12 protein-coding genes are annotated in these 15,007 nt (G+C 73.6%); all 12 read right to left on the bottom strand.

Annotated features, from left to right (window positions below; all coding sequences use genetic code 11):
- Window positions 1–192 precede the first annotated feature (192 nt).
- Complete coding sequence (gene argH / locus KGD84_RS09900; RefSeq protein ID WP_220559971.1) at window positions 193–1,608, bottom strand: argininosuccinate lyase; 1,416 nt, start codon at window positions 1,606–1,608, stop codon at window positions 193–195.
- A 64-nt stretch (window positions 1,609–1,672) separates the two neighbouring features.
- A complete protein-coding gene (locus KGD84_RS09895) occupies window positions 1,673–2,206 on the bottom strand; it encodes an arginine repressor (protein ID WP_220559969.1) in 534 nt (177 codons plus the stop codon).
- On the bottom strand, window positions 2,203–3,150 hold the full coding sequence (argF, locus tag KGD84_RS09890) for an ornithine carbamoyltransferase (protein WP_220559968.1): 948 nt from the start codon (window positions 3,148–3,150) through the stop codon (window positions 2,203–2,205). Before argF ends, KGD84_RS09895 begins: the two co-directional genes overlap by 4 nt.
- Window positions 3,147–4,352 carry an acetylornithine transaminase gene (locus KGD84_RS09885; RefSeq protein WP_220559967.1) on the bottom strand — a complete coding sequence of 402 codons (1,206 nt, stop codon included), beginning with the start codon at window positions 4,350–4,352 and terminating at the stop codon, window positions 3,147–3,149. The genes argF and KGD84_RS09885 overlap by 4 nt, the downstream gene beginning before the upstream one ends.
- Complete coding sequence (gene argB, locus KGD84_RS09880) at window positions 4,349–5,350, bottom strand: acetylglutamate kinase (protein WP_220559966.1); 1,002 nt, start codon at window positions 5,348–5,350, stop codon at window positions 4,349–4,351. Before argB ends, KGD84_RS09885 begins: the two co-directional genes overlap by 4 nt.
- A complete protein-coding gene (locus KGD84_RS09875) occupies window positions 5,347–6,126 on the bottom strand; it encodes a bifunctional ornithine acetyltransferase/N-acetylglutamate synthase (protein WP_220559965.1) in 780 nt (259 codons plus the stop codon). Before KGD84_RS09875 ends, argB begins: the two co-directional genes overlap by 4 nt.
- A gap of 26 nt (window positions 6,127–6,152) precedes the next feature.
- Entirely contained in the window at window positions 6,153–7,181 is a 1,029-nt protein-coding gene (argC, locus tag KGD84_RS09870) for an N-acetyl-gamma-glutamyl-phosphate reductase (protein ID WP_220559964.1), read from the bottom strand.
- 121 nt (window positions 7,182–7,302) lie between these two features.
- Window positions 7,303–8,754, bottom strand: a complete 1,452-nt coding sequence (locus KGD84_RS09865) for an NAD(P)/FAD-dependent oxidoreductase (RefSeq protein ID WP_220559963.1) — start codon at window positions 8,752–8,754, stop codon at window positions 7,303–7,305.
- 169 nt (window positions 8,755–8,923) lie between these two features.
- On the bottom strand, window positions 8,924–9,397 hold the full coding sequence (locus KGD84_RS09860) for a MarR family winged helix-turn-helix transcriptional regulator (RefSeq protein ID WP_220559962.1): 474 nt from the start codon (window positions 9,395–9,397) through the stop codon (window positions 8,924–8,926).
- A 180-nt stretch (window positions 9,398–9,577) separates the two neighbouring features.
- On the bottom strand, window positions 9,578–10,804 hold the full coding sequence (locus tag KGD84_RS09855) for an aminotransferase family protein (protein WP_220565650.1): 1,227 nt from the start codon (window positions 10,802–10,804) through the stop codon (window positions 9,578–9,580).
- 475 nt (window positions 10,805–11,279) lie between these two features.
- Window positions 11,280–13,769, bottom strand: a complete 2,490-nt coding sequence (gene pheT / locus KGD84_RS09850; RefSeq protein ID WP_220559961.1) for a phenylalanine--tRNA ligase subunit beta — start codon at window positions 13,767–13,769, stop codon at window positions 11,280–11,282.
- Window positions 13,769–14,887 carry a phenylalanine--tRNA ligase subunit alpha gene (gene pheS / locus KGD84_RS09845; RefSeq protein WP_220559960.1) on the bottom strand — a complete coding sequence of 373 codons (1,119 nt, stop codon included), beginning with the start codon at window positions 14,885–14,887 and terminating at the stop codon, window positions 13,769–13,771. The genes pheT and pheS overlap by 1 nt, the downstream gene beginning before the upstream one ends.
- Window positions 14,888–15,007 lie beyond the last annotated feature (120 nt).

The raw sequence follows: 15,007 nt of genomic DNA, 5'->3' as shown, positions 1-15,007 counted from the left end.
GCCGCCCCGGCACCCGCCCCGTGCCGGGAGGGGGAAGCGCGGCAGGGCGCCCCGAGGTCTCGGGACGCCCTGCCGTGTGGACCGCTGGAATGGACTAGGACCTGTCCTTGAACGCCCTCCTGTGCCATGGGGGGTTCGCGAGGCGCCGGCGGGGTTCTGGAGGCCCCGCAGGAACAGTCCAAAGAACGCGGTCTAGGAGAAGGCCTTGCGGTTCTCCTCGACGGCGGCGCGGAGCCGTTCGAGCTGTTCCGCGACGCGGACGGGCGCGGTGCCGCCCCGGCCGGCGCGCGAGGCCAGGGAGCCCTCCACCGCCAGCACCTCGCGCACCGCGGGGGTCAGGTGCGGGGAGATCGCGGCGAAGTCGTCGTCGGACAGGTCGGGCAGGTCGATGCCGCGCTCCTCGCACACCCGCACGCAGGTCCCGGCGATCTCGTGGGCGTCGCGGAACGGCACCCGCTCGCGGACCAGCCACTCGGCGATGTCGGTGGCCAGCGAGAAGCCCTGCGGGGCCAGCTCGGCCATCCGGTCGGTGTGGAAGGTCAGGGTCGCGACCATGCCGGTCATCGCGGGCAGCAGCAGGTGGAGGGTGTCGACGGCGTCGAACACCGGCTCCTTGTCCTCCTGGAGGTCGCGGTTGTAGGCGAGGGGCAGGCCCTTGAGGGTCGCGAGCAGCCCGGCGAGGTCGCCGATGAGGCGGCCCGCCTTGCCGCGGGCCAGCTCGGCCACGTCCGGGTTCTTCTTCTGGGGCATGATCGACGACCCGGTGGAGAAGGCGTCGTCGAGGGTGACGAAGGAGAACTCCTTGGTCGCCCAGAGGATGACCTCCTCCGACAGCCGGGACAGGTCCACGCCGATCATGGCGGTGACGAACGCGAACTCGGCGACGACGTCGCGGGAGGCGGTGCCGTCGATGGAGTTCTCCACCGAGGCGGGGAAGCCCAGCTCGGCGGCGACGGCCTCGGGGTCCAGGCCCAGGGAGGACCCGGCCAGCGCGCCGGAGCCGTAGGCGGACACGGCGGCGCGGCGGTCCCAGTCGCGCAGGCGCTCGATGTCGCGCACCAGCGGCCAGGCGTGCGCCATGAGGTGGTGGGCCAGCAGCACCGGCTGGGCGTGCTGCAGGTGGGTGCGGCCGGGCATGGCCGCGCCGGGGTGGGCGGCGGCCTGGTCGGCCAGGGCGTTGACCAGCTCCAGCAGCCCGGCGGCGATCGCCCGGGCCTCCTCCCGCAGGTACATGCGGACGAGGGTGGCGATCTGGTCGTTGCGGGAGCGCCCGGCGCGCAGGCGTCCGCCCAGCTCGGCGCCGACCCGCTCGATGAAGCCGCGCTCCAGGGCGGTGTGCACGTCCTCGTCCTCCAGGACGGGAGTGAAGGCGCCCGAGGCGACGTCGGCCTCCAGCCGGTCGAGGCCGGCGATCATGCGGTCGAGCTCGTCCCCGGTGAGCAGTCCGGCGCGGTGCAGCGCCCGGGCGTGGGCGCGCGATCCGGCGATGTCGTGGCGGGCGAGCCGCCAGTCGAAGTGGGTGCTCAGCGACAGCCGGGCCAGGGCCTGGTCCGGTCCGCCCTCGAAGCGGCCTCCCCACAGGCGCAGCGCCTCGGGCTGGTCGGCCATGGTGTGGTTCTCCTCAACGTGGTTCGGGTGCGGTCCGCGGGCCGCCGGCGGCGCGCGGGCGCCGCTACGGCCTGCGGTCGGCCAGCCGCAGCAGCGCGGCGGCCAGCTCCTCGCCGCCCTGGGGGTCGCGGGAGATGACCAGGATGGTGTCGTCTCCGGCGATCGTCCCCAGGATGGCGTGGAAGTCGGTGTGGTCGATGGCCGAGGCCAGGAACTGCGCGGCGCCCGGCGGGGTGCGGACGATGACCATGTTGGCGGACGCCTCCGCCGACACCAGCAGGTCCTCGGCCAGCCGGGTGAGCCGGGCGCCGGAAGCCTGGGACAGGTCCAGGGTGTCGGGGCGGGTGCGCTGGAGGCGTTCGCCCCCCTCCCCCGGCAGGACGTAGGCGAGGTGCCCGGCGGCGGTGCGGAGCTTGACCGCGCCGAGTTCGTCCAGGTCGCGGGAGAGGGTGGCCTGGGTGACCAGGACGCCCGTCTCGGCGAGCCGTTTGGCCAGCTCGCCCTGGGAGCGGATGTCCTCGCGGGTGAGGACCTCGGTGATGCGGGCGTGCCGCGCCGCCTTGGTCATCGGTGCGGTGGCGCCCCCGTCGACGGTCATCGTCGCACGTCCCCTTCGGCGTCGGTGTGCTCCAGCAGGAAGGCCAGCAGGGCCTTCTGGGCGTGGCGCCGGTTCTCGGCCTCGTCCCAGACGACGCTCTGCGGCCCGTCGATGACGCCCGCGGAGATCTCCTTGCCGCGGTAGGCGGGCAGGCAGTGCAGGACGATCGCCCCGGGGTCGGCGGCGGACAGGAGGTCCTCGTCGACGATGTAGGGGCGGAAGGGCGCCTCGCGGTCGGCGGCCTCGGCCTCCTGGCCCATGGAGACCCAGGTGTCGGTGGCCAGGACGTCGGCCCCGGCGGCGGCCTCGCGGGGGTCGGTGGTGACGGAGACCGACCCACCGGTGGTGCGGGCGATCTCGGCCGCGCGGGCCAGGACCCGCGGGTCGGGGTGGTAGCCGTCGGGGGCGGCGACGCGGACGTGGAGCCCCGCGGTGGCGCCGCCCAGCAGGTAGGAGTGCGCCATGTTGTTGGCGCCGTCGCCCAGGTAGGCCAGGGTGAGCCCGGCCAGGGCGCCCTTGTGCTCGCGGACCGTCTGGAGGTCGGCCAGGATCTGGCAGGGGTGGAACTCGTCGGTGAGGGCGTTGACCACCGGGACGGTGATGTCGGCGGCCAGGGTCTCCAGGTCGGCCTGGGCGAAGGTCCGCCAGACGACGGCGGCCACCTGGCGCTGCAGGACGCGGGCGGTGTCGGCGAGGGGTTCGCCGCGGCCCATCTGGGTGCTGCCCGAGTCCAGGACCAGCGGGGCGCCGCCGAGGTCGGCGACGCCGACGCTGAAGGACAGGCGGGTGCGGGTGGAGGGCTTGTCGAAGAGGAGGGCCACGGTGCGCGGGCCGGCCAGGGGCCGGTGGGCGAAGCGGTCCTTCTTCATGGCGTCGGCGAGGTCCAGCACCCGGGCCTGCTCGGCCGGGCTCAGGTCGTCGTCGCGAAGGAAGTGCCGGGTCATGACTGCTTCTCCTTGGTGGCGGCCTCGGCGGCGTCGAGGATGGTGGGCAGGGCCTCGATGAAGACCCCGATCTGCTCGGGTGTGATGACCAGCGGCGGGGCGAGCCGGATGGCGTCGGGGGCGACCGCGTTGACCAGGAAGCCGCGGACCGCTGCCTGTTCCTGGACGTGGGCGGCGTGCGGCCCGGTCAGGGTCAGGGCCCGCCACAGGCCCGAGCCGCGCTGCCCGGCGAGCAGGGGGTGGTCGATGGCGTCGAGCTGCTCGGCGAGCAGGTCCCCCATGACGGCGGTGTGGGCGAGCAGGCCCTCCTTCTCGATGGTGTCCAGGACGGCCAGGGCCGCGGCGCAGGCGATGGGGTTGCCGCCGAAGGTGGAGCCGTGGTCGCCCTTGTGGAAGGCGTCGGCGTAGCGGCCGAAGCCGACGCAGGCGCCGATGGGCAGGCCGCCGCCCAGTCCCTTGGCGAGGGTGAGGACGTCGGGGCGCACCCCGGCCTCCTGGTGCGCGAACCAGGCTCCGGTGCGGCCGATGCCGCTCTGGATCTCGTCCAGAACGAAGGCCGTGCCGGTGGCGTCGCAGATCTCGCGGACCCCGGCGAGGTAGCCCTCGGGGGCGGGGACGACGCCGGCCTCGCCCTGGGTGGGTTCGACGAACACGGCGGTGCAGCCGGTGTCGACGGCCTCGCGCAGGGCGTCGAGGTCGCCGTGGGGGACGAAGCGCACGTCCATGCCGAACGGCCCGAAGGGCTCGCGGATGGAGTCCTTGCCGGTCAGGGCGAGGGAGCCGGAGGTGCGGCCGTGGAAGCCCTTCCCCGCGGCGACGAAGTAGTGGCGGCCCGGGCCGGCGGCGCGCTTGACCAGCTTGAGGGCGGCCTCGTTGGCCTCGGTGCCGGAGTTGGAGAAGTACACCTTGGCGTCGCCGCCGAGCAGGGAGACGAGCCGCTCCGCCAGCTCGATCTCGCGCTCGTTGATGAAGAGGTTGCTGGTGTGGGCGATGGTGGCCGCCTGGTGGGCCACGGCCTTGACCAGGGCGGGGTGGCCGTGCCCCAGGGAGGAGACGGCGATGCCCGCGATGAGGTCGAGGTACTGGCGCCCGTCGGCGTCGTAGACCTCGCAGCCGCGTCCCAGGGTGAGGGCGATCGGCGGGACGCCGTAGTTGGGCATGAGCGAGGCCGAGAAGCGTTCGCGCAGTTCGGAGCCGGTCATGGCCTGCCTCCGTCGGTGTGGTCGGTGCGGGTGTCGTGGGGGCGCCAGGGGCGCGGGCGGTCTCCGGCGAGCAGGGCCGCCTCCAGTTCCTCGTCGGCGACCATCGTGCCGACGCCCTGGTCGGTGAAGACCTCCAGGAGGAGGGAGTGCGGGACGCGGCCGTCGATGATGTGGGCCTGGGGCACACCGCCCTCGACGGCGGTGAGGCAGGCCTCCATCTTGGGGAGCATGCCGGAGGAGAGCGTGGGGAGCAGGGCGCGGAGCTCGTCGACGTTGAGGCGGCTGACCAGCTCGGTGTTGGCCGGGTAGTCGGCGTAGAGGCCTTCGACGTCGGTGAGCATGATGAGCTTGCTGGCGCCCAGGGCGACGGCGATCTCGGAGGCGGCGGTGTCGGCGTTGACGTTGTAGACGCCGCCGTCGTCGGCGCGGGCGACGCTGGAGACGACGGGGATGCGGCCGTCGGCCAGCAGGGCGGCGACGGCGCCCGCGTTGACCTCGGTGACCTCGCCGACGCGGCCGAGGTCGACCTCCCGGCCGTCCACCGTGACGCTCTTGCGTTCGGCGACCAGCAGGTTGGCGTCCTCGCCGGACATGCCGACGGCGAAGGGGCCGTGCCGGTTGATCAGGCCGACGATCTCGCGGTTGACCTGGCCGGTGAGGACCATGCGGACGATGTCCATGGCCTCGTCGGTGGTGACGCGCAGCCCGGCGGTGAAGGTGGACTCCACCCCGGAGCGTTCGAGCATGGCGCTGATCTGGGGGCCGCCGCCGTGGACGACGACGGGGCGCAGTCCGGCGTAGTAGAGGAAGACGACCGATTCGGCGAAGCGGACGCGCAGTTCCTCGTTGATCATGGCGTTGCCGCCGTACTTGACCACGACGGTGCGGCCGTGGAAGCGGGACAGCCAGGGCAGCGCCTCGATGAGGTTGGCGGCCTTGTCGATGGCCTGGGCTCGGTCGTCGCCGGTGGCGGCGCTGTCGGTGGCTCGGGAGATCATGTCCGGTCCTCGTGCTCCGTGGTGGCGGGGTCGGCGTCGATCTGGGCGGCCAGGTCGGCGCACACGTCGGCGAGCAGGGCCGCGAAGGCCTCCTCGTCGGGGGTGGTGCCGGCGGCCCCGCTGGCCATGAGCAGGGCGGTGTCGGCCGGTCCGGTGAACGGGGGGAGGGTCTTGGCGGCGGCGTCGGCGATGAGGGCGCGGCACCGGTCGGCGGTCAGGTCGGCGTCGGTGGTGACGATGTACAGGCCGCTGGACAGGGAGGGGTCCGGTCCCTTGGCCATGGCGCCGACGGTGTAGCCGTCCCCGCGCCGGAAGACGATCTTGACGACGGTGTCGGTGGTGCGGACGGCGTCGGCGGCGGTCAGCCCGCCGGAGCGGGAGAGTTCGGCGACGGCGGCGGTGACGCCGCCGGTGAGCCGGTCCAGGGGCGGGCGGGTGCCGACGGGTCCGGCGGCGCACAGGGCGATCTCGGCCGCGGAGTCGTCGACGGCGGCCGCGGTGTGCTCGGCCAGGGCGTGGACGTCCTGGAAGCCGAGGGGGACGGTGTCGACGTTGGCGCAGCCGGAGTTGAGGACGGCGGCGCGGACCCGGCCGCCGGCCAGGACCTGGCGGGACCACAGGGCGGGGGCCGAGCGGTCGGCGCCGGAGCCGAAGACCGCCCCGGCCGCCCGGGAGGGGCCGTCGTTGACGAGGACGGCGACGTCGCGTACGCCGGGGACGGCGATGCCCGCGCTGACTCCCGCGGCCCGGAAGCCCAGGGGTGCGGTGACGCTCACGTTGTGCCTTTCCAGCTTTCCGGTGGTCAGGGGGCCACGGCGGCGAGCGGGAGGCCGGTGGTCTCGGGCAGGCCCAGGGCGAGGTTGGCGCTCTGGATCGCGCCGCCCGCGGTGCCCTTGGTGAGGTTGTCCAGGGCGGCGACGGCGACCATGCGTCCGGCGTCGGGGTCCACGGTGACCTGGACGAGGGTGGTGTTGGCGGCGAGCGTCATGGCGGTGCTGGGCCAGGTCCCCTCGGGCAGGAGGTGGACGAAGGGCTCGTCGGCGTAGGCGGTCTCGTAGGCGGCGCGGACCTGCTCCGCGGTGGTGCCGGGCTTGAGGGGGGCGGTGCAGGTGGCGAGGATGCCGCGCGGCAGGGGGGCCAGGACGGGGGTGAAGGACAGCTTGACGGGTTCGCCGGTGACCGCGGTGAGGTTCTGGACGATCTCGGGGTTGTGGCGGTGGGCGCCGCCGACGCCGTAGGGGGTGAGGGCGCCCATGACCTCGCTGCCGATGAGGTTCGGCTTGGGGGCCTTGCCCGCGCCGGAGGTGCCGGTGACGGCGACGACGGTGAGGTCGGGTTCGACGAGCTGCTCGGCCAGGCCGGGGAAGAGCGCGAGGGTGGCGACGGTGACGTGGCAGCCGGGGACGGCGACGCGCTTGGCGCCGGTGAGGCGCTCGCGCTGTCCGGGCAGCTCGGGCAGGCCGTAGGGCCAGGTCCCGGCGTGGGGGGTGCCGTAGAAGCGTTCCCAGGAGGAGGAGTCCACGAGCCGGAAGTCGGCGCCGCAGTCGATGACGAGGACGTCCTCGCCGAGCTGCCGGGCGATGTCGGCGGACTGGCCGTGCGGCAGGGCCAGGAACACGAGGTCGTGGCCGCGCAGGGAGTCGACGTCGGTGGGGGCCAGGACGCGGTCGGCCAGCGGGAGCAGGTGCGGCTGGTGCCGGATGAGCGGCGTCCCGGCGTTCTTGGCGGCGGTGACGGCGCCGATCTCGATGTCGGGGTGGCCGATCAGCAGGCGGAGCACCTCGCCTCCGGCGTATCCACTGGCCCCGGCGACCGCCGCGTTGTAACCCATGGTGCTCCCCTCACTCTCAATGACTGAACTATCATGCACACTGCTGCAAATTTATGCAAGCCGGATCGGAGGAAGGCCGGTGCGAGCACGCTCACACCGGCCCCGGTACGGCGGTGTCCGGTCAGCGGCCGGCGATGCGCCCGGCGATGCCAGCGAGGCGGGAGGTGTGGGCCTTCTCCTCGGAGGTCTTGGACTCGCGGCGGTCGGCGGTGCGGTAGAGCCCGTAGATGACCTGCGTGCCGACCCAGCGCAGCGGCTCGGGCTCCCAGCCGCGCACCTGGTGGCCCACCCAGGGCAGCCGGGTGAGCTCGGTGTCCCGACCCAGGATGAGGTCGCGCAGGGTGCGCCCGGCCAGGTTGCTGGTGGCCACGCCGCTGCCGACGTAGCCCCCGGCCCAGCCGATGCCGGTCTCGGTGTCCATGTGCACGCTGGGGCACCAGTCGCGGGGCACGCCCAGGACGCCGGACCAGGCGTGCTCGACGGGCACCTCCGCCACGTCCGGGAACATGCGGGTGAGCGCGCGCCACAGCTCGGCGATGGCCTGGGGCTGGGTGGCGCCGTCCTTGTCCTGGGCCGACCCGAAGCGGTAGGGCACGCCCCGGCCGCCGATGGCGATGCGGTCGTCGGCGGTGCGCTGGGCGTAGACGTAGGCGTGCGCGGTGTCGCCCAGGACGTCGCGGCCCTCCCAGCCGATCTTGTCCCACACCTGGGCCGGAACGGGCTCGGTGACGATCATCGAGGAGTTCATCGGCAGCCATTCGCGGCGCTGGCCGCGCAGGGTGGAGGTGAAGCCCTCGGTGGCGCGCACGACGTGGTCGGCGTAGACGGTGCCGTGGTCGGTGACCACGGCCGGGCGGGCCACGCCCCGGCGGGGGCGGATCTCCTCCACGGCGGTGCCCTCGAAGATGGTCACCCCCAGCGCCTCGACCGCCCTGGCCAGGCCGGTGACCAGCTTGGCGGGCTGCACGCGCGCGGCGTGCGGGGAGTAGGCGCAGGCGACCGCGTCGGCGACGGCCAGGGAGGGGGCGTGCCCCTCGGGGAGCATGTGGATGTCGTCGGGCCAGTACCCCCACTCCTGGAGGTACTCGATGTCCTCGGCCAGCCGGTCCCGCTGGGCGGCGTTGGTGGCGACCAGGCGCATGCCGCCCTTGACGATGTCGGCGTCGATGCCCTCGGCGGCCGCGGCGGAGATGACCTCGTCGACGGTGCTCATCATCGCGCGTTGCAGGGCGATGAACGCGCTCTTTCCGTGTGACTGCGCGTAGCGCTCGCGGGAGCCCGCGAACTCCGCCGACAGCCACCCTCCGTTACGGCCGGAGGCGCCGAAGCCGGCGAACTCGCGCTCGACCACCGCGATGCGCAGGTCGGGCTGCGCCTTCTTGAGGTAGTAGGCGGTCCACAGCCCCGTGTACCCCGCGCCGACGACGCAGACGTCGTAGTCGGCGGTGCCCGGCAGGGGGTCCCTGCGCTCGGGAAGGCCGATGTCACGGAACCAGAAGGAGACGGAACCGTTGGCGAAGCGGGGGGACCGGGGGATCGGCCTCAGCTGCGCGGCAGTGGTGAACAGTCCCATGATTCCCCCCGGGGCCTTACCGTTGGGACCCCTCCCCCGGAGTCCTCGAACATCCGCCAACCTACACGGGAACGAAGGCCGGTGGGACGTTTTCCGTACTTTCGTACGGACACGACGACATTCCGACCGGGGAATCGACTACCGAGCGTTTCCGACGGGTGATCCGGGGTCAGACCGTGCTGTCACGGAGCGTGCGCGCGACCGCGGACAGGGTGCGCACGCCCTCCTCGCCCAACGGCCCCAGGACGTGCTCGCGCAGACGCTCGACGTGCTTGACCCGCACCTGGCCGATGAACTCCACTCCCTGGGGGGTGAGGGTCGCGTAGACCACGCGCCGGTCGGACGAGCAGTTCTCGCGCTTGAGGTACCCCTCGCGTTCGAGCCGGTCGGCGAGCTTGGTGAAGCCGCCGGTGCTGAGGCTGACCTCGCGGGCCAGGCGGCTCATCGGGAGCCGGTGCCCGGGGGTGCGCTGCAGGCGTATGAGGACCTCGAACCAGGGCCCGGCCATGTCCTTGCCGTCGGGGGTGATACCGCGCAGCAGCCTGGGGTGGACGCCGTTCATGGCCTCGTGCAGCAGGCCCCAGGCGGTGATGAGGTCGTCGTCGGTGAGCGTCGCGGTGTCCTCGGTCGGCCGTGCGGTCATGGTCCGCCCCCTCAAGAAGTATCTTCCCGAGAAACAATACCGGATGATGGGCGCACGGGAAAGTCTTTTCCAAGGAAAATATTTCACCCGGCCGACTCCCCGGCGGCCGGGACCGCGCCCCGGCCGACCGAGGGCCGCCCACCGCGGTGTTCCGCGGGAGGCGGCCCTCAAGGCCCGGCCTCAGTGGCGGGCGGCCACCGCGTCCAGGGCGCCGGCCAGGGTGGAGACCAGGTGGTCGATCTGCTCCCAGGTGATGGTCAGCGGCGGCGAGATGAGCAGCGCCGTCGGGACCGGCCGCAGGATCACCCCGCGCGCACGCGCCTCGGCGAACACCTCCGCCGTGGTGATCCCCCGCCCGGCCAGCGCCTCCTCGGTGAGCTCCACCGCGGCCATCACCCCGGTGCCCGAGCGGACCTGCGCGACCAGCGGGTGGTCGGCCAGGGAGCGCAGGGCCCCGTCCAGCTGCCGCTCCACCTCCAGGGACACCGTGAACAGGTCCTCCCGCTCCAGGATGTCCAGGTTGGCCATGGCCGCGGCACAGGCCGTCGGGTGCCCGGCGTAGGTGGTGCCGTGCAGGAAGGGGTGGCCCTCCCGGTACCAGAACGGATCGGCCACCCGGCCGCTCACCACCACGCCGCCCAGCGGCAGGTAGCCGCTGGAGACGCCCTTGGCGAAGACGATCATGTCGGGCCGCACCCCGAAGCGCTCGATCCCGAACCAGTCGCCCAGCCGGGCGAACGCGCAGATCACGCTGTCGACGATGAACAGCACGCCGTACCGCTCGCAGATGCGGGCCACCTCGGTGAAGTAGTCCGGCGGCGGCGCGTACACCCCGCCCGCCCCGATGACGGGCTCGGCGAAGAAGGCGGCCACCCGCCCGGGGCCCACCCGCAGGATCTCCGCCTCCAGGGCGGCCGCGGAGTCGTGCGGGACCACCGACACGTCCTCGACCAGCGGCCCGTAACCGGTGCGGAACCGCTCCATGCCGATCACGCTGGTGCCGAACCCGTGCAGGCCGTGGTAGCCGCCGGTGCGGCTGATCAGGTGGACCCGCTCCGGGGCCCCGGTGACGGCGTGGAAGCGGCGGGCCAGCTTGGCCGCGGTGTCGATGGACTCCCCTCCCCCGCAGGTGAGGATCACCCGCGGGTCGTCGACCGGGGCGTGCGCGGCCAGCCGCTCGCTGAGCCGCGCCGCGGGGGCGTTGGAGAAGTCCCCGTAGACGGTGTAGGCGTCCAGGGTCAGCATCTGACGGTGGACGGCCTCGGCGATCTCGGGGCGGCCGTGGCCGACGTTGCAGTACCAGAGGCTGGCCGTGCCGTCGAGGTACCGGTCGCCGGCCTCGTCCCAGAGCCACACGCCCTCGGCGCGCGCCACCGTGAACTCGGGGCCCTTGCGGACCGTGTTCATATCGCAGAAGGTGTGCCAGAGGCGGCCGGGCTCCCGCACCTGCGGGGCGGCGGGAACGAACGGGAGAGCCGTTTCGGTCATAGGGCGACCTCCGAACCGTGGACGTGCGCGAACGACGACGCGCTGCCGGGAATACTGCGGTCCCCGCCCCCGGGCGCCCTGGGAGGGGCGGGTGCTTGCAGGCTAAATGTGGGGGACGCCTCACAGCAAGAGACGAAACGAACTTTCATGCCCCGAAACACCGGGGTCATTCCGGCTACCCCGGCACATGGTCCGGAAAACCCATGACACGCTGGGAGAACAGGGCCGAAAAAAGTTCTTCGCGTCCCCTCCCCCGGAGAGCGTTCCGCCTTCCGGCGGCCATCTCCGGGAAACACGGGCCCCTGAGGGCACGGGCCCGGGGAACGCGGGAGGGGCCGCCCCGTCGGTGGACGGGGCGGCCCCTCGCGGTGGCGCGGTGCGCCGGCGCGGCGTGTCAGGCGCGCAGCGCGGCGCCGGTGCGCTCGGCCGCCGCGGCCACGGCGGCGTCGCGGGCGGCGCCCGCCTCCTCCGCCGTCAGCGTGCGGTCGGCGGCGCGGAAGCGCAGGGTGAAGGCCACCGACTTGCGGCCCTCGCCCACCTGCTCGCCGGTGTAGACGTCGAACAGGCGCACGCTCTCCAGCAGCTCCCCGGCGCCCGCCGCCAGCGCGGCGCCGATCTCGCCGACCGGGACGGACTCGTCCACGACCAGGGCCACGTCCTGGACCGCCACCGGGTAGGTGGAGACCTCCGGGGCGACGACCGGGGTGCGGGCCCGCTCGAGGTGGTCCAGCTCCAGCTCCATCGCCGCGGTGCGCTCGGGCAGCCCGAACGCCTTGACGGTGCGCGGGTGCAGCTCCCCGGCGTGGCCGACGAGCACGCGCTCGCCCCCGACCCGCACGTACAGTGCGGCGCAGCGGCCCGGGTGCCAGGGGGCGTGGGCGTCGGCCTCCGCCTCCAGCTCCACCCCGGCGACCCGGGCGACCTCGCGGGCGGCCTGGATCGCGTCGGCCCAGGTGGCCGCTCGGCCCCCGCCCCACCAGCCGGCGCGCTCGGCGTCGCCGGTGATGACGACGCCGATCCGGCGCGGCTGGGCGGGCAGGGCGGCGTCGATCAGCGCCAGCTCCTCCGCGCTCGGTCCGCGGTCCACCGGCAGGAGCGGGGCGCGGGTCGCGCCCCGCTCGGGCCGGTACACCAGGCCCGTCTCGAAGAGGGCCACGTCGGTGAAACCGCGCCCCACGTTGCGGGCCAGCGCCTTGAACAGGCCCGGCAGCAGCGTGGTCCGCAGCAGCGGCTCCTCGTCGTTGAGCGGGTTGGCCAGGCGAAGGGCGACCCTGCGGGCGTCGTCGGCGGGCAGCTGGAGCCCGTCGAGGTCGCGCTCACCGGTGAACGGGTAGGACAGCACCTCGTTGTACCCGGCGTCGGCCAGGGCCCGGCCGACGGCGCGGCGCAGCCGCTGGCCCTCGGTGAGGCCGCGGCCCGAGCCGCGCGGCCGGATCGAGGGGATGTTCTCGTAGCCCTCGAACCGGATGACCTCCTCGGCCAGGTCGTTGGGGTCGGTGAGGTCGGGCCGCCAGGACGGCGGGGTGACGGTCAGGACGTCCCCGTCCGCGGCCACCTCGCAGCCGATGGCCGTCAGCCACTTCTCGGTGGTGCCGGCCGGGTAGTCGACCCCGGAGACCGAGGAGGCGTGTCCGGCCCGCACCGTGATGGGCGCGCGCGGGGCGACCCGGTCCAGATGGGTGTAGGCGTCCTCGACGGTCGCCCCGCCCAGCTCGGCCAGCAGCCCGACGGCGCGGGTGGCGGCGGCGAGCTGGAGGCCGGAGTCCACGCCGCGCTCGAAGCGGCGGGAGGCCTCCGAGGAGAGCTGGTGGCGGCGCGAGGCCCGGGCGATGTGCATCTCGTCGAAGTGGGCGGCCTCGATCAGGACCGAGGTGGAGGACAGGCCGATCTCGGTGTCCACACCGCCCATGACCCCGGCGATCGCCTGGGCGCCGGACCCGTCGGCGATGACGATGTCGTCGGTGTCCAGGGAGCGCTGGACGTGGTCCAGGGTCTCCAGCTTCTCCCCCGCCTCGGCGGCGCGCACGGTGACGGTGCCGGTGAGGCGGTCGCGGTCCCAGGCGTGCAGCGGCTGGCCGAGCTCGAGCATCACGTAGTTGGTGATGTCGACGGCCAGGGAGACGGGGCGCACCCCGCACTGGTGCAGGCGCCGCTTCATCCACAGCGGGCTGGGCGCGTCGGGGTCGAAGCCGGTGGCGCCGCGCAGGACGAGGCTGTCGCACAGGGAGTCGTCGGCGATGGCGGCCGGGTGGCCCTCGCCCGCGGGGGCGGGCACGGCGACGTCGGCGGGGTCGTGGAACGCGACGCCGTACAGGGAGGCGGTGTCGCGGGCCACGCCGCGGATCGACAGCGCGTAGCCGCGGTCGGGCGTCACGGCGATGTCGATGACGTCCTCGCGCAGGCCGAGCGGGCCGATGGCGTCCTCGCCGACCTCGCCGAAGCCCTCGGGGAGGACGACGATGCCGCTGTGGTCCTCCCACAGGCCCAGCTCGGTGGCCGAGCAGATCATGCCCTCGGACATCCGGCCGTAGGTCTTGCGGGCGCCGATCCTGAAGCCGCCGGGCAGCTCGGCACCGGGCAGCGAGACGACGACGAGGTCGCCCTCGGCGAAGTTGCGGGCGCCGCAGATGATCTGCTGGGGCTCGCCGGTGCCGTTGGCCGACCCGACGTCCACCCGGCAGTAGCGGATGGGCTTCTTGAACCCGGTGAGCTCCTCGATCTCCAGGACGCGCCCGTAGACGACGGGGCCGGTCAGGTCGGCGCCCAGGGTGTCGACGGTCTCGACCTCGAGCCCGGCCAGCGTGAGCCGCGAGGCCAGGTCGCGTGCGGTGACGTCGGCCGGCAGGTCGACGTACTCCCGCAGCCAGGAAAGGGGGACGCGCATCAGTTCTCACTCCCGAACGCCGAGGTGAAGCGGATGTCGCCCTCGACCATGTCGTGCATGTCGCGCACGCCGTGCGCGAACATCAGTGTCCGTTCGATTCCCAGGCCGAAGGCCCAGCCGCTGTAGACCTCGGGGTCGACCCCGGCGGCGACGAGCACGCGCGGGTTGACCACGCCGCAGCCGCCGAGCTCGATCCAGCCCTCGCTGGAGCAGGTGCGGCACGGGTTGTCGGGGTCGCCCACCGACGCGCCGCGGCACACGAAGCACTCCATGTCCACCTCGGCCGACGGCTCGGTGAAGGGGAAGTAGGAGGCGCGGAAGCGGGTGCGCAGGCCCTCCCCGAACATGGACCCGACGAAGGCGTCGATGGCGCCGCGCAGGTGCGCCATCGTGATGCCCTTGTCCACGACCAGGCCCTCCAGCTGGTGGAAGACCGGGCTGTGGGTGGCGTCGAGCTCGTCGGTGCGGAAGGTCTTGCCCGGCGCGACCACGTACACGGGCAGCTCGCGCGAGAGCAGCGCGCGGACCTGCACCGGCGAGGTGTGGGTGCGCATGACCATGCCGGAGTCCCCGCCGCCGGGGCCCTCGACGAAGTAGGTGTCCTGCATGGTGCGGGCCGGGTGGTCGGGCTGGAAGTTGAGGGCGTCGAAGTTGAACCACTCCGCCTCGACCTCGGGGCCCTCCGCGATCTCGAAGCCCATGCCGACGAACACGTCGGCCATGCGCTCGGCGACGGTGGTCAGCGGGTGGCGGGCGCCGCGCGGGGCCCGGTCCCAGGGCAGGGTGACGTCGACCCGCTCCTCGACCAGGACGCGCTCGTCGCGCTCGGCCTCCAGGGCGGTCTGGCGCTCCTTGAGGGCCTGGCCGACGTCGCGGCGGGCGCCGCCGACGCGCTTGCCCGCGTCGGCCTTGGCCGCCGGGGGCAGCGCCCCGATCTCACGGTTGGCCAGGGCCAGCGGGGACCGGTCGCCGGCGTGGGCGAGACGGACCTCCTTGAGTTCGGCGAGGTCCTTCGCCGCTGCGATGGCGGCCAGAGCCTCCTCGCGCATGCGGGCGACCTCGTCGGGGTGCAGGGGGGTCACCTCGACCGGGTCGAAGGAATTGTTCGGTGCAGACATGGTTGGTCACCTCACCGCCGCGTCCCCGTGCAGGAGGGAGGCGTGCGGTGGTCACGGTCCGCCGTGGGGCGGACGGGGCCGACAGGGAAGGCTCAGGGATGTCGGGCGCGCAGGGAAGGG

The organism is Nocardiopsis changdeensis (assembly GCF_018316655.1).
Taxonomy (GTDB): Bacteria; Actinomycetota; Actinomycetes; order Streptosporangiales; family Streptosporangiaceae; genus Nocardiopsis; species Nocardiopsis changdeensis.
Note: the sequence above shows the minus strand (reverse complement) of the source record. Positions and strands in the feature narration are given on the sequence as shown.